Below are 24218 nucleotides of genomic sequence, written 5' to 3'. Positions count from 1 at the left end.
CTTCGTTTTAAGCCATACTCGGCGTCCTTTGCGCGGGACTTTGCGGCCTTTGCGTTAAAAATAGACGCCTGACCAGTTCTTTAAGTATACAAGATAGGGCTGCCCTATATCATACTCTGCAAGTACCACCACAATAACCCGCTTACGAATTTGCTTCTTACATTATCTTTCCGTATATTTAATATTAAGTTAATGTTAACAAGTGCCTCCAGCCATTAAGTACACGTATAAATTAGTCCTGATACTTTTCCTCACGGTATCACCGGACTCTCTCATGGCTCAGAATTTCAGTTTCGAATTCTATGATGGCACCTTCAATTTCGAGCTGGATAAAACAACAGATATAGCTATTCCCGAAGAGCTTTCCAGAGAGACTGTCGCCGGCTTTTATGCGGCTATGGAGTCGGGCAGGTACCAACCCTTAATGGACAGGCTGCTTAATTACAAGGAAAAGTACGGCCTTAACGATTGGATCTACTACCAGCTGGTACGGAAAACGGCCCAGCAGATCAGCCCGAAAGCAGACAACTATCACCGGTACACTTTATATAAGTGGTTCCTGATGGCCAAATCTGGCTATGATACCCGCCTGGGTATTGCCAAAGACCGGCTGATATTCTATATCCGCAACGATGAGAACATCAATGATATTCCATTTTTTATGGAAGACGGGCGGAAATATATGTGCCTCAACGTCCATGATTACGGGTACCCGGACCTCACATCAGAATCTATGATCCCGCTGGGCATACCGGTGCCGGGTGCTAAAAATTCCTTTTCTTACAAGGTTACCCGCATGCCCGACTTCAAGCCCGAGACCTATACCCAGAAGGATATCAGCTTTCAATACGGACAGAAATCGTATCATTTCCAGGTAAAGCTGAATAACGCGGTTGAGGGTATATTTGCCAATTACCCCGGAGTTGATTTTGAAACCTACTTCAATATACCGCTGAGCAAGGAGACTTATGGCTCGCTTATCCCTTTGCTGAAGAAAAACGTGAACGGTATGAGCCAGAAAAAAGGTGTGGACTACCTGATGCGTTTTACCCGGTATGCCTTTCTTTACGAAAATGATGAGAATAATTTTGGCCGGGAAAAGCGCCTGTCGCCGGAGCAGACCTTACTTTCGAGGTATAGCGATTGCGATGACCGGGCGGCATTGTTCTTTTATCTTGTCAGGGAGATCTACGACCTGCCAATGATCGCGCTGATGTATCCTACCCATATCAGTATGGCGGTGCAGTTCGACAAGCCTACCGGGAAGTCTATTTTGTATAACGGAGCCCGGTATTCTGTATGCGAAGCAACGCCACAGAAAGAGGATTTAAAAGTGGGTCAGATCGCTGCTGATTTTAAGAATGTGGCTTATGATATTGTTTATCAGTATAAACCGTTGGGCAGGTCAGGCAAGAATAGTATAAACTGAAAAGGCCCCTTGCTCGCGCAAGGGGCCTTTCTCATAGACAGATAGACGAATTAATATGCTTTGTTATTTGGGTCCCAGTTGGTCCAGTCTTTGGTCCAGTCAGTTGTACCAAATGCTCCGCGGTAAGTTGTTGAGCTGGCGCCGGTAACAGCAGCGAAAGTACCTTGTAAAGCTGGCGAACCAGTAGCAGGCAGGAAATTCGGAGCCGTTAATTTAAACGGATCAGTTAATTTAACATCAGCAGGGTTAACTCCAAGAGTCACATTACCTTCCGCCTCTGCTTTTAACTTCATAGCTGCAGCTGCATTAGCTATGTCGCTATTATAAGGCTTATCTAAAGCTTGAACAATATTATTTTTGAACTGTGATACACCAGTGGTATAATCGCTGTATGAGCTTGCTGATTCAATTGAGAAACCAGCTTTCGGCCACGCCATTATGATGGAGTTGTTAAAAGTAAAGTTAGTAGCTCTTCTCCAACGGTTTCCGAACCCTATAATACCTTTTTCCGGAGTAGCTGTATTCGGACCTATCAGTGTAAAGTTCGATAACTTAGGGTGAGTTCTTAAAGTGGTCACTGTACCCTCACCATTGTTATCGCATTCGATACCATTGTTTTGGTCTGTATCTCCGATTTTTTGATTACGAAGTGAAACAGCATATTGGATAGAACCTGTATAACCAAAGTCGAAATCATAATCATCATCAGCAGTTGCAAATGCTATCAGGTTTTTACCGTTAACGGTTCCGCCAAAGAACTCATAGGCGTCATCATTTGCGTAGGACACCTGGATGTTCTCCAGCACAGTGCCGCTACCAACCGCACCCAGAGTCAATGCATTGATCTCAGAGTTCTGGAAAGCAGATATACCTGCAAATTCAATACGAACATACTTTAAGGATCCTGAATTATCTGTATCGCTTTCGCCACCATAGTATTTGTCAATACCGCCTTCTATAAGTACCTCAGCCCCTTTATTGGTTTTAGCTTTTCCCAGAAGAACAATTCCACCCCAATCACCGGGAGCACGTTCGCCAACAGGCTTGCCGGACGTAAAGACAATTGGTTTGGCAGCAGTACCATTAGCTATTAATTTAGAGCCTCTTTCAATAATCAGGGCACCCTTATTGGTAAGATCGCCCTTGATTACAGTACCCGCTTCAATAGTTAATGTTGCATTACTATTTACAAAAACATAGCCTTTTAAAATCCAAACCCGATCAGCTGTTAATGTTTTATTTGCTGTTATAACGCCTGTAACAGTCTCAGGAGCTTGTGGAATGATAGGATCGTCATCATTATTATCTTTCCGGCACGCGCTTATTGCCAACACGCTACATAGCAGAAGAGCTACTAATTTCAGTTTTTTCATTTTAATCTGTTTTGTTTATTTATTACAAAAGTAGAATGGCACAATTACCTCTTGATCAACTCTATGTTAAGTTATCCTTAAGTTACCCCGGTAATTTCCGGATTATCTTGTCCTTGAATTCAGATTGTAGGAAAATGAAAGCGAGACAGATGTTCCGGGCTTATAGGTATTCAGATGATTATCTATGTTGGACTCATACGTCTTTTTGCCGTTCTGGTTTTGATAGAACACAATGTTCTGATTTAACAGATCCGAAAAGTTAAGTTTAATCTCAGCCCTTGATTTCAGGACTTTCTTACTTACCTGAGCATCAATCAGATCTCTTGAGTTTTCATAGATCGATGGATAACCTTCAAATCCTACGTCAGAGATACGCTGACCAATACGGTTGTACATCAAACTTAGGCCAAAGTCGCCCCTGGTATTATTGTATTGAAGACCGGCATTGATAAGGTAAGGTGATTGGCCTTGCAACGGACGTTTTCTCTCGGACGCTGAAGTTGTAGTATTCGATAGATCCACATCCGAAACGATATAAGAGTAGTTAGCAAAGAGGATCAGATTCTTTAACCATTCCGAAGAATCGTCAAGGAAATTCAATCGCTTGCGCATTTCGACCTCGAAGCCGTAGTTGCTCGCCGAGTTGGCATTCGCGTAAGTTCTCAGGCGGTTATTAGCATTACTCCCCGCCGGGATAACCTGCTCTATTGGATTATTAAATTGCTTATAAAATATTCCACCGGATAATAACTCTCCTCCCTGCGGATAATACTCAAACTTGATATCTCCGTTATAAATATTCGTACGGATCAGGTTAGGGTTTCCGGAAGTAGTACTGTTTGAAATAAAATCATAATACTGGAACGGAGCCAATTCCCTTAATTCCGGGCGTGCAACAGTTTTCGAGCCTGAGAAACGGAAATTTGACTTATCGGTTACGTTGTAAGTTAAATTAAATGACGGCAAGATGTCCAGGTTACTTACGTCAGCATTCACCTTCTCATTAGAGAACCCTCTGGCATCCAGATCCTGGTTATAATACTCTAAACGGGTACCCCATGATAAGCGCAATTTGTTGCTTAAACGGTTGTCCATCAATAGATAACCTGCATATAGATCGGCTAACGCCTTGTATCTGTCATTATTATTGGTGATCTCATTTAATACAAATCCATTCTCATTAATATTCTCCGGAGAAAATATCATATCAGGAGCCAAATTGCGTAGAGAGTTATCGAATTGGCTGGAAGCACCTACGTAACCTAAAACCCTGGCACTAAATGTACGGTCCTTTAGCAGCGCTGAACCTCCGACTTTAAAGATGCTCTTCTCCTTGTTGAAATTGAACGGTATAGCTAAAGACGCTGACGCTCCGTAAGCATAGTCGTCCAGGCGTGAAAAGAAACGGCTCAACGGACGGCTTGCAGAAGAACCACTTGGCATCTCTGCCCGAAAAGGTACGGATGCATCGTTCGCAGCATCCAGCGGCTTTGCGTAAGATTGAACTCGCAGATCCGGTTGATCACGGTATGTGAACGTGTAATTAGCATTCCAGTTTAATTTCCAGTCGTTCTTGCCAATCGCGTGTTCGCCATCTACCTGACTATTCACCAGGGCCTTATCAGTCAGGTCGATAGTGTTACTTCTTCTCGCAACGGCATTATCATTGTTTATTCCGTTACGGAAAGTATACACATCGTCGAAAGACTTATTGATGATATTTCTGAAAGAGAACCTGCTCCGGTTTTTCTTATAGGAGAAGTTAGCTAAAAGACCAACGTTAGTTGAATACTTGTAAATATCATCTCTGAAATCGTACGCCGCATGCCCGTCAGTCTCGTAGTCAAGCCTGTGAGAATTGTTGATACTCTCTGAGTTCCTGTATGAAAGAGAGATGATGCTTCCAAATGTGGATAAATTCTTAAACTCCTTAACGGCACCCCAGGTCAACTGATAATTCTGAACCGGAGAGGATGTTCCGTTATTAATATTAAATGAGTTTGAGAATAATTTAGTTTGTGCAAGCTTTTGCGATAAAGACAATGTATTAAAACGTGAGCTGCTTGCAAATCCGTTGGGAATTTGTCTGTCACCGTTGTCGAATCCTAAGATATCTAAACCACCTCTGCTGCCAGATTTAAAATCTTTAAATGTAGACTGGCTATTATAGCCGAAACCCACACTAAAATTTAAAAAGCTTTGCTCAGGAAAATCTTTGGTATTTATCGTTACCAATCCGCCTGTAAAATCACCCGGGAGATCCGCACTGGCAGTTTTATTAATGATTACATTGTCGATCAGGTTAGACGGAACGATATCAAAAGAAAATGCTTTACGGTCTGGCTCTGAACTTGGCAGGGTTGCGTTATTTAACCTGGCAGAGTTATATCTATCGCTCAAGCCTCTGACCACTACAAACTTATTATCCTGAATACTCGTACCGCTGACGCGTTTTAGTACCTCCGACGTATTTCTATCCGAAGATCTGCGTATTTGTTCAGACGATATTCCGCTTGAAATACTAATACTGTTCTTCTGTTGGGCATATAAAGCGTTCAGGCTTTCCTGTCTGAGCGTCGCGGTAATTACAACCTCCTGTAATGTCTGTGAGGTCGCCTCATCCATAATCACATCCAGGTTCGTAGTCTTGCCCGCCCCAACCTCTATATCAGTGATATTCTTTGACTGGTAGCCTATATAGGAAAAGGTAAGGCTATACTTTCCCGGATTCAAATTACCGAGCGTGTAGCGGCCTTCAACATCAGTCGAAGCGCCCATGGTGCTGCCGGTAATTTTAACCGTTAAACCTATTAGCGTTTCACCGGTTTTTGTATCAGTTACCTTTCCGGCTATTTTACCGGTTTGCTGGCTGAATGCCGAATGTGAAATTAATAAGAATGATAGGAAGAAGCCTAGATTTAAAAGAAATAGCTTGTGTTTCACTTTGTTGAGTTTTAATTTCAACAAAAGTATTACCACAATATTAACTCATGGTATTATTAGAGTTAAGTAACATTTACCAAAATGTGAAGGATAGGTTAATAATGTTAAGGGAATGTTAAGGCTTTAGGGGTTAGGTATTAGGCATTAGGACCGACCCTGACTTCTAAAGCCTAACCCCTAATACCTAATACCTAATACCTGATCCCTACCCTCTTAAACACAAAATGAACCAGCCAGATGGGACCTATGAGCAGAAATTTAACATCATCAAGGAATGACGGCTTCTTACCTTCAATCTTATGCCCGATGAATTGCCCCATCCAGGCTACGACGAATATAACCAGGCATACATGCCACATCTCAGGCCAGCCGTTAAGGCGATGTGCCTTTTCAAGTGATACAACACCGGCGCTGAAAACCATGATGATCAGCAGCATTACGTAGGATAAAACAGGCGATAGCTTATAATAGTAATAGACTGCAAAGGCGATCAAAAAAGAAGCCCAGTTTACATAGCCGTTATACTTGCCCAGGAATTCAAGATGGGGAAAAGGAATAGCCCATATCAGTCCGAATAAACTGAAAACGATCAAAGGTACGCAGATCCAGTGGATCAGTTTATTGGTTGGGTTCTCATGGCTTTCGGCGTATTTATCAAAGTATACGTCGACGAGCCGTCTTGTGGGTTGGCTTTTCATATAGTTATACGTTGTACGTTTTACGTTTTCTAAACGCTGTGTTATATATTGTATTCTATGTGGTACGCTTCCAAACGCTGAATTATCAGTATAATGGAGTTATAGGTTTTTTTAACCACCATACTATCCGCCCAGACGTACAACGTAAAACGTACAACGTATAACTAATTTACTTCGCGTACGATACCGACCTCGTCTCCCTGATCACCGTCACCTTGATCTGTCCCGGGTAGGTCATTTCAGTTTGTATCCTGTTAGAGATATCGGCTGCTAGTATTTCTGCGGCAGCATCAGTGATCCTCTCACTTTCCACAACTACACGGAGTTCGCGCCCGGCCTGGATGGCGAATGTCTTCTCAACTCCAGGGTACGACAGTGCAAGGGCTTCGAGCTCTTTTAACCTGCGGATATAGCTTTCCACAACCTCACGTCTTGCTCCCGGGCGGGCGCCTGAAATAGCATCACACGCCTGTATTATCGGAGAAATCATCGAAGTCATTTCCACTTCATCGTGGTGAGCGCCGATCGCGTTGCATACTTCAGGGTGCTCCTTATACTTTTCAGCAAGTTGCATACCTAAAATTGCGTGAGGCAATTCCGGGTTATCATCAGGCACCTTGCCTATATCATGTAACAGTCCGGCACGCTTAGCCATTTTTACATTCAGCCCAAGCTCTGCGGCCATAGTGGCACAGAAGTTAGCAACCTCGCGTGAGTGCTGCAGCAGGTTCTGGCCGTATGATGAACGGTAACGCATTCTCCCCACCATGCGGATCAACTCGGGATGCAGACCATGGATACCCAGATCAATCACCGTACGCTCCCCGATCTCTACGATCTCATCTTCGATCTGCTTCTTGGTCTTGGCAACAACCTCCTCAATCCGGGCCGGATGGATCCTGCCGTCCGTAACAAGGCGGTGCAAGGCTAATCGGGCAATCTCCCGTCTTACCGGGTCAAAACCGGAAAGTATTATTGCTTCAGGAGTATCATCCACAATGATCTCTATACCGGTAGCTGCTTCAAGCGCCCTGATATTACGCCCTTCACGGCCAATAACACGTCCTTTAATCTCGTCATTCTCGATATTGAATATCGATACAGTATTTTCAATCGCGCTTTCGGTAGCGGTCCGCTGGATAGTCTGGATAACTACTTTCTTCGCTTCTTTACTCGCTGTTAGCTTAGCCTCATCTACAATATCCTTGATCTGGATCATCGCCTGGGTACGCGCTTCTTCCCGTAGGGAATCAATCAACTGGTTCTTCGCATCCTCAGCAGACAAACCGGCGATAGCCTCCATTTGCTGAATATGTTGGTTTTTTAAGGCGTCAACTTCGTCCTGCTTATTGCGGGCAATTTCAATCTGCTTCTCAAGACTGGCTTTAACTCCATCCAGTTCCTGCTCCTTTTTAGTCAGGTTGTCAAGTTTCTGATTGATAGACTGCTCCTTTTGCTTTACCGAGTTCTCACGCTGGTTTATCGTATTGTTTCTATTGTTGATCTCCTGTTCGTGATCAGCTTTCATCTGAAGGAACTTTTCCTTTGCTTCCAGAAGCTTATCCTTCTTTAAGATCTCTGCGTTGGTCTCTGCGTCTTTAAGTATCTTTTTTGCTTTATTCTGTGCACCTGCTTCCTGGTTCTTCAGCAGCTTTCGAAGGAGAAACCTCCCTATCACTATGCCGCCGGCAAGTCCGAGTAAAACATAAAGTAGTATTTGTAATATGTCCATAATTCTTTAGGTATAAAAAAACCGCAACTAAATTTAAGCATCATGTATTATAAGCTTCGTTCTTGAAGTAGGGTTAAACCTTTAGCCAGATGCCCGAGCAAATGACCGGCTTTATGCCCTTCAATATTGAAGTGTTAAGCTTTAAATAGTGAAACCTAAAATTTAACTGCGGTTAAATCTTTAGTGCTCTATGTATAAAGAACGATATTACTTTGCAAAAAAATCAGTTAACAGCTGGTCTAATTCATAAACTTTCTCGGCCACGTCCGTATCTACATTCATTACCTTTTTCTCTGCCTTCAGCGTAGCTGTAGCATAATGTAGTACACACATGGATAACAAATCCTGTTTATCCCGAACCGCATAATTGTCCTGGTATTCCTTTATGCGGTCATTTATTATCTTCGCTGCCCTTCTAATAACCTCTTCTTCTTCCATGTTTACCTTTAAGGGGTAAACTCTGTCAGCAATATTTATTTTTATGGAGATTTCTCCCATTTGAGCTTGATTTCACTATGTATTACTTCTTGAGCAACACAATACACTTATCTATTTCGCGTACAAATTCGGTAATTTTTTGCTTTATGTCAAGAGTTTTTTCATTCACTCCCAAATCTGCAGCAGGTATACCTTCCAATGAGCGCGCAAGGGTAAGAACACGCAGCTTTTCTTCCAGATCTTTATTCTTGCTATCCGTGTTCTGAATAACTTTCTTCTGCGACTCGTTCTCTAATTTCAACAACTCGTTTTCTTCCTGCAGGGCCGCGCAGAGGTCGATCAACCTGCTGGTTTTATCTATTACTTTGCTGAGCTGATCGGCGACATTCATGAGTTGTACGTTATAAGTTGTACGTTATACGTTATAATTTAGGGTTAACTAATAATTTAAATCGCAAGAAGAAAAATACGTTATGCGTTCTAATTCAAACTAAACTATCCATTTCAATATTAGGAGGAAAGAAACTTACAACGTATAACTTACAACGTACTACTTCCTGATCTCCGCGCCCGCCTGCTTCTCGAAATTAAGAATTAATTTTTGCATGATAGCGTCAATCTGCTTATCTGCAAGAGTTTTTTCTTCATCCTGAAGTACAAAACTTAAAGCGTATGATTTCTTTCCTTCAGGAAGCTTGTCGCCGACATACACGTCAAAAACGTTAACTTCCCGGAGTATACTCTTTTCTGTCTTCAGAGCAATTTGCTTTAACTGTTCAAACGATACTTCCTGATTAAGAAGCATAGACAGATCGCGCCGTACCGATGGGAACCTGGAAACCTCCTTATGAGATATCTTGTTGTTTCTTACCGACCGGATAACGAGATCCCAGTCGAAGTCGGCATAAAATACCGGTCCCGAAATATCAAGCTGCTTTAGGGCTGGCTTTGAAACTGCACCGAATTCAACTAATGTCTTCTCACCTTTACGGTAGGCTATCCCTGAAGAAAAATTGCCGGCAGTGGCATCATCAGAAATAAGACCCTTGATGTTTAACCTGGCAATGATCATATCTACCGCTGACTTCAATTGATAGAACCCAGCCGCTGAAGGCTTCGCGTTCCAGTTCTCAGGCTCAATGGAGCCCGTCAGGAAAACGGACAAACGCTGGCTCTCTTTGTAATTTTCGCCATCCAGACTATACACTTTACCGAATTCATACAACTTAAGGTCGGCGTTCCTGCGATTCTGATTGTAGGAGATAGCTTCAAGTCCTGAAAACAACAGGTTCTGCCGCATAACATCGAGGTCGCTGCTTAAGGGATTGAGTATTTTTACCGCCAGTTCCGGCTTCGAAGAATAGCTAAGCTTAGTCAGTGAATTACTTAATATTTCTATAAAGCCATTCCCCGTAAGCATATCTGCAACCTGGTTCTGCAAAACCTCCTTGTCTGGTTTGGCAGTGTAGTTTAAGGAAGCTTTTATCTGGGTCGGAATATCAATATTATTGTAGCCATGGATACGGAGGATCTCCTCGATGATATCCACCTCCCGGGTTACATCCACTTTATAAGGCGGCACCTTCAACGACATTCCCTCGCTTGTTTCAGCACTAATGGCAATACCCAGGCCGGTTAAGGTTGCCCGGATCTCTTCCGGAGAGATATCTTTACCGATTAGCCTGTTAACATTCTTAAAAAAGATCTCAATATCAAATGGCCTGGCCGGAACCGGATAAATATCCGATACTTCCGAAGAAATGTACCCTCCTGCCAGCTCCGTGATCAGGATCGCCGCTTTTTTAAGTGCTGTCACAGTCATATCAGGATCTGTTCCGCGCTCAAACCGGAATGAAGCATCCGTTTTAAGACCATGCCGTTTAGATGTCTTCCGGACAGATACTGCATTGAACCAGGCGCTTTCCAGGAAAATGCTGGTAGTAGACGAAGTCACTCCTGAAGAAATACCTCCAAACACACCAGCGATGCACATTGGCTCTTCGGCATTACAGATCATCAGGTCGTCGGCCGACAACTGGCGGTCAACTTCATCAAGAGTTGTGAAAACTGTCGCTGAAGGACAGGTCCTGACAAACACTTTGTTGCCTTTTATCGCTGCTGCGTCAAAGGCATGTAACGGCTGACCAAGATCGTGAAGGATATAATTGGTCGCATCCACCACATTATTTATGGGGCGTACTCCAATTGCATTCAGTTTGTCCTTAAGCCAATCCGGTGACTGGCCGACGGTGATATTGCTTATTGTGACCGATGAATAGCGAGGGCAGGCCTCTTTATCTTCTACGCTTACTGGAATATTCAGGGACTGTTCCTGCACATTAAAAGCTGAAATATCGGGCAATGTCAATGGGATCCGGAGATATGCCGCCAGGTCGCGCGCAACTCCCAGGTGCGACGCCGCATCGGCACGGTTTGGTGTGAGCCCTATCTCAAACACGAAATCATCTTCAAGCTTAAAGTACTCCTTCGCTGCTGCCCCGATCCGCGCATTCTTATCAAGAACCATAATCCCATCATGATCATGTCCCAGGCCGATCTCGTCCTCGGCACAGATCATTCCTTCAGATACCTCACCCCTGATCTTTGATTTATTGATCTTAAAAGGTTCGCCACTTACAGGATAGACCGTAGTATTGACCGTTGCGACCACAACTTTCTGCCCGGCGGCAACATTGTTGGCACCACAAACAACCTGAAGGTCCTCGGCCTGTCCTACATCAACTTTTGTGACCTTTAAACGATCTGCATTAGGGTGCTGCACGCATTCCTTTACATAACCTATCACCAACCCCTCCAACCCACCGGGTACTCCCTCAACTTTCTCAAGACTCTCAACTTCTAATCCAATATTGGTTAAAATGAGTGAAAGTTCATCCGGCGTCTTATCGGTTTGAATAAATTGCTGCAGCCACTTGTACGAGATCTTCATGTTCTAAAAATGATGAACGACAAAGATAGAAAGAGATGTGAGAATTGAGACGCGGCAAGCGAGAATTTCCTCGGTTAATCAATCCTGATCCGTGCCAGAACAGGTAGATGATCTGAGGGATAACGCTGATCTTTCGAATCCGACAAGATGCCAAATTTAAGTACTGAAAAATGCTTGCTTGTAAAGATGTAGTCTATCCTGTCTTTCAGAGGAGCGTCAAACTTAAACCCATTGAACGAACCTGCCGGGCCGTAGGCAGGCTCCCTGGAGACTTCACGCGCATCTTTTAAGAATGTCTTTATAAGGTCCACTGCCCCGGTTCCAGGAGTCACATTAAGATCGCCGGCAAGGATCACGGGAAATTCGCCGGCTATAAGCGGGATCTGTGTTTGCAGAAGCTGGCTTGACTTGTACCTCGCGACTGTTCCCAGATGATCATAATGTGTATTGAATACATAGAACTCATGCTTACGTACCTTATCAAATAAGCGGATCCAGGTACAGATACGGGTTATTGCTGCATCCCAGCCTTTGGATGGTACCTCAGGACTTTCTGATAACCAAAAGTTCCCCGAGGCCCTTTTCACGAAGCGTGAGGGATTGTAGTATATCGCAGTGAACTCACCGGCCCGCTGACCGTCATCGCGGCCCACACCCTCAACTGCAAAACCTATAGCTGTTTTAAGATAATCTACCTGGTCTGCCAGACCCTCCTGAATACAAAGTATATCGGTATCGTGGAACTTAATAAGAGAGGCAACCCATTCTTTTCTGTTAGGCCATGCGTTCACGCTGTCAGCAGGATTATTATATCTTATGTTGTACGACATCACGTTTAGTGAGCCATAGTTTACTTGCTGTGCCTTCAGTACCGGGCCGGTACTTATAAGGGCAAGCAGGATTAAAATCTTCTTCATAGGTACCATCAGGTTAGGATGCCTTCATCCGCGAAGCTCAGAAAGCCTTGGTCTGTAATTATCAGGTGATCTAATACCGGCAGGTCCAGAAACTGGCCCGCGGACCTGAGCTTCCTCGTTAATTCGAGGTCAGCATGGCTTGGTTTCAAATTACCAGACGGATGATTGTGAGCTAATATAATGGAAGCTGCATGATTTTCAAGGGCTATATTGAAAATGATCTTCGGATCTGCTATAGTCCCTGCCTGTCCGCCTTTGCTTACCAAATGTTTTGATGTGATCCTGTTTGCCCGGTTTAGCAATAGTATCCAGAATTCTTCGTGATTGAGATCTTTAAACTGGGAAGATATCACTTCATAAACATCTATACTGGTGGCTATCTGGGTGAGTTCAGGTGAAGCCTGGACCTTCCGGCGCCTGCCCAGCTCGAGGGCAGCAATGATGCTGATTGCCTTTGCTTCACCGATCCCTTTAAATCTTGATAATTCTGCGATACCTAACCTGGCTAATTGGTTCAGATTATTATTGCAGTTATAAAGAATTCGCTTGCTTAATTCAACGGCACTTTCGTTCTGGCTGCCTGAGCCGATCAGGATCGCCAGGAGCTCTGCATCACTGAGGCTTCGCCTGCCTTGTGTACTCAGTTTCTCCCGTGGACGGTCTTCTTCCGACCAGGATTTGATGCTTATTTTGTGTTCATATGTTGTCTCCATAACTAAACGTAGTCCAAAACATATAAAAACAAGAAAGGGGTACCGATATGCTCGGAACCCCTTAGTTAAAGGTCATTATAAAAGCTCTTACTTTAAACCGTTAACGAACTTCGTCAATTTCGATTTATTATTTGATGCTTTGTTTTTGTGTATGATGTTCTTTTTAGCCAAACGATCAAGCATAGAGATCACTTTACTCAAAAGCGGAGTTGCTTCTGATTTTTCAGTTGCAGTACGTAATCTTTTTATAGCGGTTCTTGTAGTTTTCGCCTGATAGCGATTACGTAAACGCTTAGCTGCGTTTGATCTTATTCTTTTTATCGATGATTTATGATTTGCCATTTGTTAAGCTGTTTTTTCCGTCCCTCTTTTAAGGACTGCAAATATATGGCGATTTTTTTAAACTACAAAGTGAAATTCAAAAAAACCTAATGTCGTATCTATTGTTGGTAAATCCAGTAAATAGGACTTCCCGGCTATAACCGATGCATAAGTGCTTTGCTCCAAACACCCGGGGCTAGCACAAACTGGCTATTTTTAATGAATGCAACGCAATCTATATTTTCTGATGCTGATCCTGCCATGCCTGCTGAGTTTCAGCTGGGGCTTCTTCGCCCACCAGAGCATTAACCGCCTTGCTGCCTATACCCTCCCCTCGGGGATGATGCGTTTTTATAAAAATAATATCCTGTTCATTACAGAACACTCAGTCGATCCGGATAAACGAAGGTATGCAGACACCTCAGAAGCGGCAAAGCATTTTATTGATATAGACCGTTATGGTACTTCACCGTTCGACAGTATCCCACTGAAATGGAAAGATGCCGCCGGAAAATATGGTGAGCAGGTATTGCTGGAGAATGGCATAGTGCCCTGGCAAATAGAACGGGCATATTATTCCCTGACTGAGGCTTTCCGGCTGAGAGATTCACTGAGAATCCTCAGGGCCTCTGCAGATCTTGGGCATTATGTTTCCGATGCCCATGTTCCCCTTCATACCACTGCTAACTATAACGGCCAGCTGACCGGCCAGATTGGAATTCATGGCTTCTGGGAAAGCAGGCTTCCGGAACTATTCCATACGGAATACGACTTCGTAGTTGGCCGGGCCCAATACATCAGCGATCCGCTGAAAGCAGCCTGGGAAATCGTTAAGATCGCACAAAACTACACAGATTCTGTACTGCTAATAGAAGCCAGGCTAAGCAGGTCATTCCCTTCAGGCCGCAGGTTTACGTTCAGTGAGCGCAACGGTCGCATTGAACGGCAATATTCGGAGGAGTACTCAAAGGCTTACCATACGGCCATGAAAGGCATGGTTGAAAAGCAGATGCGCTCATCCATCCTCAAAACGGGAAGTTACTGGTATTCTGCATGGATAGATGCCGGCCAGCCTAACCTTAAAAACCTGGCAAAGGCGGAACTAACTACCGAAGAGCGATTAAAACAGGAAACGATAGAAGGCCTTTACGGGAAAGGGGCAATTATAGGAAGAAATGAAAATTAAACTTCTTTCTCGCCCATAGTTCTGCGCGCTTTGATTGCCGCAAATACTGCCGGCATGATCGTCAGCACGATGATCACGAGCATCACGTAGGTAAAGTTATCCTTAATGAACGGTATATTACCGAATATAAAGCCTAGCCCCAGAAAGCTGACTATCCAAAGGACACCTCCAACAACGTTGTAATAAGTAAACTGGCCAAAGTTCATTTTACCAACGCCGGCTACAAAAGGGGTTACTGTTCTGAAAATAGGCATGAAGCGACTAATAATAAGCATACTACCGCCTTTTTTATCAAAATAGTCCTGCGTCTTATTATAGTAATCGACCTTAAGAACGCGGTTATTCGGCTTAAACACCTTAGGACCGAAATAATTTCCCAGAAAGTAGTTAACAGTGTTTCCCATTATGGCCCCGGCAATTAAAAGTAAGCCCATTATATAAATATCCAGGCCGGTACCCCCTTTAGCGATAAGCGCCCCTACGGCGAAGAGCAGTGAGTCGCCGGGAAGAAAAGGCGTTACTACAAATCCAGTCTCGGCAAATATGATAAGAAAGATTATCAGATAGGTCCAGGTCTGGTAATCGTTAACTATTTTAACAAGGTACTTATCAATATTAAGAATGATATCAAAAAGCTCGATTATAAATTCCAAGGATTCGGGTGATTAATGATTAACAGAAATGTGAGGTGCTATATCCCGGCAGACTTCCTGCGTCGTTCCCGGAATATTTCTACGATCGGCGGCAGAATAGATAAGATAATAATTCCGAATATGACATAAGTAAAATTGTCCTTTATTACAGGAAGTCCACCGAAAAAGTATCCGATAAATAAAAATGATACAACCCATATCACTCCTCCTACCACGTTATAGGAGGCGAAGCGGCTGTAACTCATAGTTCCGATACCGGCTACAAACGGTGCAAAAGTCCGCACTATCGGGATAAAGCGGGCATATATGATAGTTTTGCCGCCATGCTTGATATAAAACTTTTGGGTTTTCTCAAGATATTCGGTTTTAAGCCATTTGTACTTACCGCTAAAGGCCTTCGGGCCAATGTAATTACCAATGTGGTAGTTCACAAGATCTCCCAAAATGGCAGCTACAATTAAAAGCAGGCACATAATGAAAATATTCAGTCCGCTTTCAGGCTTTGCAATTATTGCGCCCGCAGCAAAAAGGAGCGAATCGCCCGGCAAAAAGGGCGTCACCACAAAGCCCGTTTCTGCAAAGATTATAAGGAAAAGTATGAGGTAAGTCCAGGTTTGGTATTCCCGAACAATTTCAATTAAATGCTGGTCGATATGGAGAATAAAATCGAGAAGCTGTTGAATTAGTTCCAAGAGTCGTTTTTAAATTTTGACAAAAATAGAAAACTCAGGCTAAAAGACCTGAGTTTTCTGTTTTATTGCAATTTGATTATAATTAGTTATGTGTAATCAGGGAGGCAGTTACGCTGCTTGTCAGCGAACCCGACGTATAGATCGTATATATCTTACCGGGTTGCAATGTAAAGCTTCCAAGATTGACGGCTGCTGTTCCTCCTGCCGCCAGACCAGTTTGCAGGCTAAGGGTCCCCGGATCTACATCGCTAAAACTTGACGCTGTACCAAATGCTATATTTGAAGCGATCGTAGCTCCGTTTGCAATAAGCAGGTTAGCTGTCGTTAGCCCGGAAGCGGCGTTTACAAATCGAACCCGGGCCTTGCTCGGAGAAGGGCTGGTTGTTTCATCTCTGAACACGGCGCTGCTGTTCCCTGTTCCATCAGCTGAGGCAGTATAGAAAAATGTGTAGTTTTGATTAGGTAAGATGTCCACATAGCCGGTAAAGTTTGCTGTGGTCGACCCTGTATTTCTAAATTCTGCCTTACGATCGTAGCCAACAGGCACAGAAATGTAGGCCGTACTTTGTGAATATGCTACCGCTTCGGTATTTACTTTAGTACCTTCAAGATAAAAATCCTGGGCCGCGGAACCGGATGCTGAGTTAACGATCATAACTTTGGCCTGTCCTGTAAGCACCTCATCGTCATCATTTTTACTGCATGATGTTAAAAAAACTGTCAGGGCCGTTAGGGCTATAAAGAAAATACTTGCCCGTTTCATTCTGCTTAAAATTGATGTTTTCATAATTTGATTTATTAATAGATTATCTAACTAGTACGCGTTAGATGCATAGATTATTACAAACGCGCACAAACAAAAAAGGCCTGATTCAAAAATCAGGCCCGTTTTAAGTCAAGTTAAATTCTCTTTATGCGTAGGTATTAAGCATTACCGGCATAACCAGCATCAGGACATCTTCCTGTTCATCATGGGTCTGCGGCATTAATAGTCCGGCACGGTTAGGGCTGCTCATCTCAAGAAGAACTTCCTCACCACTCAGGTTATTTAACATCTCAATAAGAAATTTCGCATTAAATCCGATCTCCATATCCTCTCCCTCATACTGGCAGCTCAGGCGTTCATGGGCTTCATTCGCAAAGTCGATATCTTCGGAAGATATATTGAGCTCGCTGCCGGTGATCTTCAACCTTACCTGGTGAGTTGTCTTATTTGCAAAAATAACAACCCTTCTCAGGCAATTCAGGAAAAGTGACCTGTCTATCACTAATTTATTCGGATTGTCTTTAGGAATTACAGCTTCATAGTCAGGATACCTTTCATCTATCAGACGGCAAATAAGATTAATGTTACCAAATCTAAAGAAAGCACTTGTGCTGTTATACTCCACGGAAACAATGACATCGTCAGAAGGCAGTGACGACTTTAGTAAAGTCAGCGCTTTTTTGGGTAAAATAAAAGTTGTAGCCGAATCAGATTTTGTATCCAGTCGACGGTAGCGGACAAGCTTATGCGCATCGGTTGCTACGAAAGTAATATGCTCAGGACTCAGTTGACAGTAAACGCCAGTCATAGCCGGGCGGAGCTCATCACTACTCACGGCAAAAAGCGTTTTATTAATAGCCTCTGCAAGTACAGAGGCAGGCATAGTAACAGATGAGGCATTTTCCACAACCGGTATTTTAGGGAAGTCCTCACCATTTTCGCCGCTCAGTTTATACTTACCATCGCCAGCACTTATTTCAATCGAGAAAGTTTTATCATCGACAGAGAAAGAGATGGGCTGATCGGGCAATGTTTTCAGGGTTTCCAGGAGGATCTTTGAAGGAATCGCAACCTTCCCGTCTTCTTTAGATTCTACCGTCAGCGAGGTCGTCATGCTGGTTTGAAGGTCTGTTGCCGAAACCGTCAGCGTCCCGCCTTTAATCTCAAAGAGGAAATTCTCGAGAATAGGCAAAACTGTACTGCTGCTGGATGCTCCGTTAACCGCAAGCAGCTGTTTTAATAAGGTAGATGTAGAAACTATAAATCTCATGTTCAAATATCTGAAAAACAATAATAGTAAAGCTTTTCGGTAGTTCCTAATCAGCTGTTAACCGGTAAAATTTAGGTAAATTGGTAAATAATACCTGTAAAAATATACAATTTAACGAGCATACTTCCTAATACGGAAGTAATGTTGAAAAATACCGCAGGCTATCAACATTATCAGGGGCAAACCTAGATTTATTACCTGCCAAAACGTTTTATCGGCTTTAATTTTGGCCTTATCCAGTAAGCGCAGACGGACTTCCTTATTTCTTAATCCAATAATCCCCGAGTCGTCCATCAGATAGTCCGCTGTATTCAATAAAAAGTTCTTATTGCCATACTGTTCTTGCGTATACCGGTCAAAGCCTAGGGGATAGTGCGAACCATCTGTTGTGTTCACTTGGTTTTTAAAGATATCACCGTCGGCGATGATCATCATCTTTCCGAACTTGCTTTGCGCAGGAATTTTTACCCGCCCGTTTATTCCCGAAGGAACCGGCCGGTTCCTGAAAACAGATGGAAATTCTCCTTCAAGGAGCACACCGGCAACTCTTAAGGGACCCTGGAAGAGCTTGGGATCAGGTTCCTGGTCTACCATCTGCAGGGATAGTAATGTGGGAACGTCCAGCTTGCGGTTATAAGGCGACGAAGAAAGGATGATTTCGCTTTTTACACCCTTTACGTCAATGATATCTACACTTGATGGAAATTCCGAACGGATACCGTCCAGGTTCTTAACAATGGGATGAGCAGTTACCGGTACAAATACGGGGTAAAAAAGCCAGGGTACCAGCTCAAACTGCGACTGCCCCCCTGCGTCTCCCATCTTAAGAGGAATACGCGAACTATTCATATCCAGGATCAGGTCATAATTGATCCTGGCACCATACCTGAAAAACATGTCATCCAGGTTTAGCTTCCGGGGGAAGGCCAACTGCTCCTCGGCACCGCGCAGGCTATCCAGTTCGGCGTAGACCTGGTCTATGGCCCATAAAACACGGCCGCCATTCATTACAAAATAGTCGATCTTATATTTTTCAGCCTCGGTAAACTCGCTGCTTGGCTTGGCTACAATAAGCAGTTTTAACTTGTCGAGACCCTCAAAAGTTATTGTGCTCAGGTCCACACGTCCAACTTCCGACCAGTTTGCAAGAGAGTTCATCGCATCGCTCAGCTGCAGATCGCTTAACTCGCCATGGCCCTCAGTAAAGCCGATTCTTTGTGCGCCGCCGCTGTTAACTTTTTTTATTGCACTGGCAAAAGCATACTCAAGATTCTGGATTGAGTTATTAAGCACCTCCTGCGGATCGACACCTGCCTGAGGCTGCAAAAGCTTTACAGGAAGCTGTACCCCTTTATAGCTGATCAGCGCAGACGGGAAGACGATCTTTTGAGAGTTTCCACTCTCAGTGGTAATATTCAGGTTCGTTGCTTCAATACCCTGTTCTAATAGCTTCTGATAGTTTTCCTGTTGCTCCTCTTCGCTTCCAGTCATCGGGTTTACGAAATCAAAGCTCAGGTTGTCATCCGAATAGGCTTTCAGATCTGTAAGGATATCAAATGTAGAGCTTCTCAATCTCTTAAAGCCCGCAGGAAAATCATCGCCCTCCAGATACACCGTAACCTGTACCCTGTCGTCTAACTTTTGCAGAATATCGCGCGTTAGCGGAGAAAGGGTATATCGCTTTTCACTTGTAAAGTCAATCCTGGTAAAGAAAAATGAAGAGATGATATTTGCCAGGGCAATAAGTAATGTAAATGCCAACGCATAAATTAAATCCTTTTTCTTCTGCCTTACCATTTCCTCGCCCCCAGAACAGTCTTGGTAAATAATAAGAATATGGCGTCCAGACTCAAAAAGTAAATGAGGTCGCGCGTATCCAGCACCCCCCTGCTGATGGACTGATAATGCTGATTAATGCCTATTACAACTAAGAAGCTATCCAGGCGACGTAAGGATAGCACCTGGCTGAACGAATCAAATCCACTGAACCATATAAAGCATAAAAACACCGCGATGGTAAATGCGATAATTTGATTTTTCCCTAATGACGAAGCAAACAAGCCTATACTAACAAATGCGGAGCCCAGCAATATCAGACCGATGTACGAGCCTATCACCGCCCCCGTATCTACATTACCCTTAACAACGCCCAGTTGGTATACTGTGACATAATACACAAGGGTGGGCAGCAAGGTAAGAATAACGATCACCAGGGACGCAAAAAACTTGCCAAGCAGGATGTCCCAGTCTGTAACCGGCCTGGTAACTAATAGCTCGAATGTACCATCTTTTCTTTCCTCTGCAAGCGAGCGCATGGTGATTGCCGGAATCAGGAACATAAAGATGTAAGGAGAAATATTAAAAAAGCTGTCTAAACCCGCATATCCATAATCAAGAATACTTGATTCAGGAAACACCCATAGAAAAAGCCCGGTAACAACAAGAAATGCGGCAATGGTAATGTAGGCTACCAGCGAGCTGAAAAATCCTGATATTTCTTTATACAGTATGGCTAACAATTGATTCCAGATTTAATTGGTACTAATTCACGTTCGTTAACTCGATAAAAATATCCTCCAGGCTCTTTCCCTGATATTTCTTTCTCAGTATGCCTAACTCGTCATCCGCTACTATCTGTCCTTTATTGATAATAATGACCTGGTCACACACAGCCTCTACCTCCTGCATGATATGTGTAGAAAGTATCACAGTTTTAGTTTTACCGAGCTGCTTAATTAAGCTTCGTATTCCCACAACCTGATTGGGATCGAGACCCGAGGTAGGTTCATCCAATATCAGCACCTGGGGATCCGGCAAGATGGCCTGGGCTAATCCTACCCGCTGCCGGTAACCTTTCGATAAAGCCCCTATTTTTTTAAACTGTTCGCCCGTAAGTCCGGTCATTTCTATAACTTCATTGATCCGGTTTTGCTTGTCGGCAATATGATGAATATCGCAAATAAACCCAAGTGCTTCCTTTACATACATTTCCAGATATAAAGGGTTATGTTCGGGAAGGTATCCTATGTTCTGCTTAACCTCCATAGGATTATCATTCACATCAAATCCGCAAACCTTTACAGTACCGGATGTCTGAGGAATAAAGCACGTCAGGATCTTCATCGTCGTTGATTTCCCTGCGCCATTAGGGCCTAAAAACCCGAGAACCTTCCCGGCAGCAGCTTCGAACGAGATCCCGTTCACAGCTTTCTGCAGACCATAATCTTTGCTAAGATTCGTTACGGAGATGCTCATGGCTCAAAGTTAAGGATAGAAGCGAGAATCGAGACATGAGACACGAGATTTTTCGGAATCGGGTAAAGACATTCCGTTATATCAAGCCGTGCCTCAGATCTTCTCGCTTCTCGCATCTCGTTTCTCGATTCCATTACTATCTTTGTCGTGTTATGAGCAAAAACAACGACGAACTATTTAAAAACGTTATATCCCACACCAAAGAGTATGGTTTTGTATTTCAATCAAGCGAAATATATGATGGATTAGGCGCCGTATATGATTACGGACAACTGGGTGCTGAACTAAAAAACAACATCAAGACTTACTGGTGGAAATCCATGGTCCAGCTTAACGAGAACATCGTGGGTATTGATTCAGCGATCTTTATGCATCCAAAGGTCTGGAAAGCCAGCGGCCACGTGGATGGCTTTGCTGACCCGATGATCGATAATAAAGATTCCAAGAAGCGGTACCGTGCCGACAACTTAATTGAAGATAAGATAGCCCGTTATGAAAAGGACGGTAAGGCTGATAAGGCAAATAAACTGCAGTCTGATATGGATGCGGCCCTGGCTGCTGATGATCTTCCGGCATTAAAAGCGCTAATCGAACAGCATGAAATAGTGTGCCCGGTTTCCGGTACTCGTAACTGGACTGATGTCCGTCAGTTCAATCTGATGTTTTCTACGCAGATGGGAGCTATGGCAGAAGACTCCGATCAGGTTTATCTGCGTCCGGAAACTGCCCAAGGTATATTTGTAAACTTTCTTAACGTGCAAAAGTCAGGCAGGATGCGAATTCCATTTGGAATTGCCCAAATTGGGAAAGCATTCAGAAATGAAGTTATTGCCCGTCAGTTCATCATGCGTATGCGCGAATTTGAACAGATGGAAATGCAGTTCTTCGTAAAGCCCGGAACAGAAATGCAATGGTACGCACATTGGAAAGAATCCAGGCTAAAATGGCATCTCGCTGTAGGTACCAAGCCGGAAAAGTACCGTTTTCATGATCACGTTAAGCTTGCACATTATGCAAATGCTGCGGTGGATATTGAGTTTGAATTCCCCTTTGGATTCAAAGAAGTTGAGGGAATTCACAGCAGGACAGATTTTGATCTGAGTCAGCATGAGAAATTCTCTGGAAAGAAGCTCCAGTATTTTGATACTGTAGAGAATAAGAACTACGTTCCCTATGTTATTGAAACTTCAATAGGATTGGACCGTATGTTTTTGCTCACCATGTGTAATGCATATGAAGAACAAGACCTCAGCACCGAAGAAAAACAAGATTCAAGGACTGTCTTAAGACTGCACCCTTGCCTGGCACCCGTTAAGGCTGCGGTATTGCCGCTTACAAAAAAAGACGGCCTTCCTGAAAAAGCGAGAGAAATAATGGATAACCTGAAGCTGGATTTCAACCTTCAGTACGACGAAAAAGACTCCATAGGAAAACGCTACCGCAGGCAGGACGCCATTGGTACACCTTTTTGTATCACTATTGATCACCAGACATTGGAAGATAATACCGTTACTATAAGACATAGAGATAGCATGCAGCAAGAACGTGTTGGCTCTGATGAGCTGGAGAAGATCATAGGCGACCTTGTCAGCTGGAAGAATTTATTAAAATAAAACCAGATTAACACAAGAAACGCCGCTCCTGTGAGCGGCGTTTCTTGTTTATTACCCCTCCGTTTTTTCTTCGTCATAATTCGCATCTTAATTAAAACATTCTCATTCATTTAATGTAATAGTAGAATAAACTCGAGGAAATATTTAGTCTTGGTTGGAATCCTTCTATTACTTTGGCAGAAGTACTGCTTTTGAAAATAATTATAGAAATGAAAATAGCGATCACTGGTGCCAATGGATTCGTAGGGGCTGCTCTTTGCAGATATTTTCATTCAGAAGGGCATGAGATCCTTGCGATCGGGAACCGGGAAACACCCAATCGAAATCTACTGAAAGTAGCAGGATATATTAAGGAAGATATAACGGGGGTTATGAACCTTATCGATGCTGATGTATGTATCCATGCGGCCGCTCTGGCTTCTGATACAGATACCTACAAAAACCTTATTCTAAGCAACGTAGAAGGCACGCTTAACGTCGTAGAAGCGGCCAGAAATTGCCGGTTTTTCATCCACATTTCGTCCTCATCTGTTTACCAGTTCAAAGGCCTTCCGGTTACAGAAGACGATGCTAGCATACAATCTGAACTAAGCGATTACGGCGAAACCAAATTGCTGGCAGAAGACATTGTGGAATTGGACATACCGGAGCATCAAAAACGCCTTATACTTCGCCCAAGGGCTATATATGGCGTTGGAGACCGCATTTTATTACCTAAACTTCTCAGCCTGGTAAAAGGTAATTTCCTATTATGCCCGTTTAAAAAAGAAACACAGAGCTCTCTCACCCATATTGACAATATTGGTTACGCAATTGACCTTTATTTAGCCAGAAAGGATCAAAAGCAGTTTCAGGTATTTAATATTACCGATGAAAAACCGTACTTGCTATGGGAGCTGGCATTAGAATGTGCCTCTGCGGTTAAGAAAGTTAACTTAATCCCTCTGGGGCTGCCCGCGCCTCTTGTCCGGATGTTTCTTCTGCTTAACACTAAAAAAGGGGTTGTCAGAAACATTAGTAAGCCCGTTCTACAATCAATGGAAAATAATTCTGTGCTGGACATTTCTCTAATTAAGCGGGAACTAAATTACAGACCTACCAAAAACTTTCATAATTCATGTTCTGAGATCGCCAGCTGGGTGCATAGTTTCGGAACACCCAATAGCTATCTGAAACAGCTTATAGATGCCCCGTGGACGATAACTAGCTGAAATTCTTCTACTTTCAGATGACAATTGACTTTTCATAAAATCGTATATTTGTATATCA

Annotated in this window: 21 protein-coding genes; 4 read left to right on the top strand and 17 right to left on the bottom strand. The window is 43.4% G+C overall.

The genetic code is table 11. From position 1 onward, the window contains the following. The first annotated feature begins 274 nt into the window (after positions 1–274). Entirely contained in the window at positions 275–1429 is a 1155-nt protein-coding gene (locus P2W76_RS08635) for a hypothetical protein (protein ID WP_276347330.1), read from the top strand. A 50-nt stretch (positions 1430–1479) separates the two neighbouring features. Here P2W76_RS08635 and P2W76_RS08630 read toward each other — a convergent pair whose 3' ends face one another. The 10 genes from P2W76_RS08630 to rpsT all read right to left on the bottom strand — a co-directional run bounded on the left by P2W76_RS08630 (position 1480) and on the right by rpsT (position 13535). Beyond that, entirely contained in the window at positions 1480–2802 is a 1323-nt protein-coding gene (locus tag P2W76_RS08630) for a hypothetical protein (protein ID WP_276347329.1), read from the bottom strand. A 102-nt stretch (positions 2803–2904) separates the two neighbouring features. Next, positions 2905–5745, bottom strand: a complete 2841-nt coding sequence (locus tag P2W76_RS08625; RefSeq protein ID WP_276347328.1) for a TonB-dependent receptor — start codon at positions 5743–5745, stop codon at positions 2905–2907. A gap of 191 nt (positions 5746–5936) precedes the next feature. Next, positions 5937–6443 carry an Mpo1-like protein gene (locus tag P2W76_RS08620; RefSeq protein WP_276347327.1) on the bottom strand — a complete coding sequence of 169 codons (507 nt, stop codon included), beginning with the start codon at positions 6441–6443 and terminating at the stop codon, positions 5937–5939. 169 nt (positions 6444–6612) lie between these two features. Continuing rightward, positions 6613–8175, bottom strand: coding sequence for a ribonuclease Y (rny, locus tag P2W76_RS08615; RefSeq protein ID WP_276347326.1), 1563 nt, complete (start codon positions 8173–8175; stop codon positions 6613–6615). Positions 8176–8382: 207 nt separating this feature from the next. Then, complete coding sequence (locus tag P2W76_RS08610) at positions 8383–8673, bottom strand: cell division protein ZapA (protein ID WP_276347325.1); 291 nt, start codon at positions 8671–8673, stop codon at positions 8383–8385. Between the two features lie 22 nt (positions 8674–8695). Then, positions 8696–9004, bottom strand: coding sequence for a hypothetical protein (locus P2W76_RS08605; RefSeq protein WP_276347324.1), 309 nt, complete (start codon positions 9002–9004; stop codon positions 8696–8698). Between the two features lie 159 nt (positions 9005–9163). Then, on the bottom strand, positions 9164–11563 hold the full coding sequence (gene pheT, locus P2W76_RS08600; protein WP_276347322.1) for a phenylalanine--tRNA ligase subunit beta: 2400 nt from the start codon (positions 11561–11563) through the stop codon (positions 9164–9166). A 74-nt stretch (positions 11564–11637) separates the two neighbouring features. Beyond that, positions 11638–12480 carry an endonuclease/exonuclease/phosphatase family protein gene (locus P2W76_RS08595; protein WP_276347321.1) on the bottom strand — a complete coding sequence of 281 codons (843 nt, stop codon included), beginning with the start codon at positions 12478–12480 and terminating at the stop codon, positions 11638–11640. 8 nt (positions 12481–12488) lie between these two features. Then, a complete protein-coding gene (gene radC, locus P2W76_RS08590; protein ID WP_276347320.1) occupies positions 12489–13193 on the bottom strand; it encodes a DNA repair protein RadC in 705 nt (234 codons plus the stop codon). Between the two features lie 87 nt (positions 13194–13280). Continuing rightward, the gene (gene rpsT / locus P2W76_RS08585; protein WP_276347319.1) at positions 13281–13535 is read right to left on the bottom strand and encodes a 30S ribosomal protein S20; all 255 of its coding nucleotides are present in this window, start codon (positions 13533–13535) and stop codon (positions 13281–13283) included. 202 nt (positions 13536–13737) lie between these two features. Here rpsT and P2W76_RS08580 point away from each other — a divergent pair, with 202 nt between their 5' ends. After that, positions 13738–14700 carry a zinc dependent phospholipase C family protein gene (locus P2W76_RS08580; protein ID WP_276347318.1) on the top strand — a complete coding sequence of 321 codons (963 nt, stop codon included), beginning with the start codon at positions 13738–13740 and terminating at the stop codon, positions 14698–14700. On the opposite strand, the gene P2W76_RS08575 is transcribed toward P2W76_RS08580, so the two are convergent. From P2W76_RS08575 to P2W76_RS08545, 7 genes are all read right to left on the bottom strand, one after another. Then, on the bottom strand, positions 14697–15353 hold the full coding sequence (locus tag P2W76_RS08575) for a VTT domain-containing protein (protein ID WP_276347317.1): 657 nt from the start codon (positions 15351–15353) through the stop codon (positions 14697–14699). The genes P2W76_RS08580 and P2W76_RS08575 overlap by 4 nt on opposite strands. Before the next feature lie 38 nt (positions 15354–15391). Continuing rightward, positions 15392–16045, bottom strand: coding sequence for a DedA family protein (locus P2W76_RS08570; protein WP_276347316.1), 654 nt, complete (start codon positions 16043–16045; stop codon positions 15392–15394). 82 nt (positions 16046–16127) lie between these two features. Next, positions 16128–16832, bottom strand: a complete 705-nt coding sequence (locus P2W76_RS08565; RefSeq protein ID WP_276347315.1) for a DUF4397 domain-containing protein — start codon at positions 16830–16832, stop codon at positions 16128–16130. Positions 16833–16956: 124 nt separating this feature from the next. Then, positions 16957–18081: a DNA polymerase III subunit beta gene (dnaN, locus tag P2W76_RS08560; protein ID WP_276347314.1), complete on the bottom strand. Its 1125-nt coding sequence runs from the start codon at positions 18079–18081 to the stop codon at positions 16957–16959. A gap of 111 nt (positions 18082–18192) precedes the next feature. After that, positions 18193–19842 carry a gliding motility-associated ABC transporter substrate-binding protein GldG gene (gldG, locus tag P2W76_RS08555; RefSeq protein WP_346429826.1) on the bottom strand — a complete coding sequence of 550 codons (1650 nt, stop codon included), beginning with the start codon at positions 19840–19842 and terminating at the stop codon, positions 18193–18195. A 29-nt stretch (positions 19843–19871) separates the two neighbouring features. Beyond that, a complete protein-coding gene (gene gldF / locus P2W76_RS08550; RefSeq protein ID WP_276347312.1) occupies positions 19872–20600 on the bottom strand; it encodes a gliding motility-associated ABC transporter permease subunit GldF in 729 nt (242 codons plus the stop codon). 22 nt (positions 20601–20622) lie between these two features. Then, positions 20623–21336: an ATP-binding cassette domain-containing protein gene (locus tag P2W76_RS08545; RefSeq protein WP_276347310.1), complete on the bottom strand. Its 714-nt coding sequence runs from the start codon at positions 21334–21336 to the stop codon at positions 20623–20625. A gap of 152 nt (positions 21337–21488) precedes the next feature. Between P2W76_RS08545 and P2W76_RS08540 the strand changes: the two genes are divergently transcribed. Then, on the top strand, positions 21489–22949 hold the full coding sequence (locus P2W76_RS08540) for a glycine--tRNA ligase (protein WP_276347309.1): 1461 nt from the start codon (positions 21489–21491) through the stop codon (positions 22947–22949). Between the two features lie 209 nt (positions 22950–23158). Then, positions 23159–24160 (top strand): NAD(P)-dependent oxidoreductase, encoded by a 1002-nt coding sequence (locus P2W76_RS08535; RefSeq protein WP_276347308.1) that lies wholly within the window; start codon positions 23159–23161, stop codon positions 24158–24160. Positions 24161–24218 lie beyond the last annotated feature (58 nt).

The sequence above is a fragment of the Daejeonella sp. JGW-45 genome, from assembly GCF_029360805.1.
GTDB lineage: Bacteria > Bacteroidota > Bacteroidia > Sphingobacteriales > Sphingobacteriaceae > Daejeonella.
Note: the sequence above shows the minus strand (reverse complement) of the source record. Positions and strands in the feature narration are given on the sequence as shown.

Coding starts and splice junctions, on each gene's coding strand:
- rpsT (WP_276347319.1), bottom strand. CDS start 13,535: ATGGCAAATCATAAATCATCGATAAAAAGAATAAGATCAAACGCAGCT.
- pheT (WP_276347322.1), bottom strand. CDS start 11,563: ATGAAGATCTCGTACAAGTGGCTGCAGCAATTTATTCAAACCGATAAG.
- P2W76_RS08620 (WP_276347327.1), bottom strand. CDS start 6,443: ATGAAAAGCCAACCCACAAGACGGCTCGTCGACGTATACTTTGATAAA.
- P2W76_RS08535 (WP_276347308.1), top strand. CDS start 23,159: ATGAAAATAGCGATCACTGGTGCCAATGGATTCGTAGGGGCTGCTCTT.
- P2W76_RS08545 (WP_276347310.1), bottom strand. CDS start 21,336: ATGAGCATCTCCGTAACGAATCTTAGCAAAGATTATGGTCTGCAGAAA.
- P2W76_RS08610 (WP_276347325.1), bottom strand. CDS start 8,673: ATGGGAGAAATCTCCATAAAAATAAATATTGCTGACAGAGTTTACCCC.
- P2W76_RS08630 (WP_276347329.1), bottom strand. CDS start 2,802: ATGAAAAAACTGAAATTAGTAGCTCTTCTGCTATGTAGCGTGTTGGCA.
- dnaN (WP_276347314.1), bottom strand. CDS start 18,081: ATGAGATTTATAGTTTCTACATCTACCTTATTAAAACAGCTGCTTGCG.
- P2W76_RS08540 (WP_276347309.1), top strand. CDS start 21,489: ATGAGCAAAAACAACGACGAACTATTTAAAAACGTTATATCCCACACC.
- radC (WP_276347320.1), bottom strand. CDS start 13,193: ATGGAGACAACATATGAACACAAAATAAGCATCAAATCCTGGTCGGAA.
- P2W76_RS08565 (WP_276347315.1), bottom strand. CDS start 16,832: ATGAAAACATCAATTTTAAGCAGAATGAAACGGGCAAGTATTTTCTTT.
- P2W76_RS08605 (WP_276347324.1), bottom strand. CDS start 9,004: ATGAATGTCGCCGATCAGCTCAGCAAAGTAATAGATAAAACCAGCAGG.
- rny (WP_276347326.1), bottom strand. CDS start 8,175: ATGGACATATTACAAATACTACTTTATGTTTTACTCGGACTTGCCGGC.
- P2W76_RS08635 (WP_276347330.1), top strand. CDS start 275: ATGGCTCAGAATTTCAGTTTCGAATTCTATGATGGCACCTTCAATTTC.
- P2W76_RS08595 (WP_276347321.1), bottom strand. CDS start 12,480: ATGAAGAAGATTTTAATCCTGCTTGCCCTTATAAGTACCGGCCCGGTA.
- P2W76_RS08580 (WP_276347318.1), top strand. CDS start 13,738: ATGCAACGCAATCTATATTTTCTGATGCTGATCCTGCCATGCCTGCTG.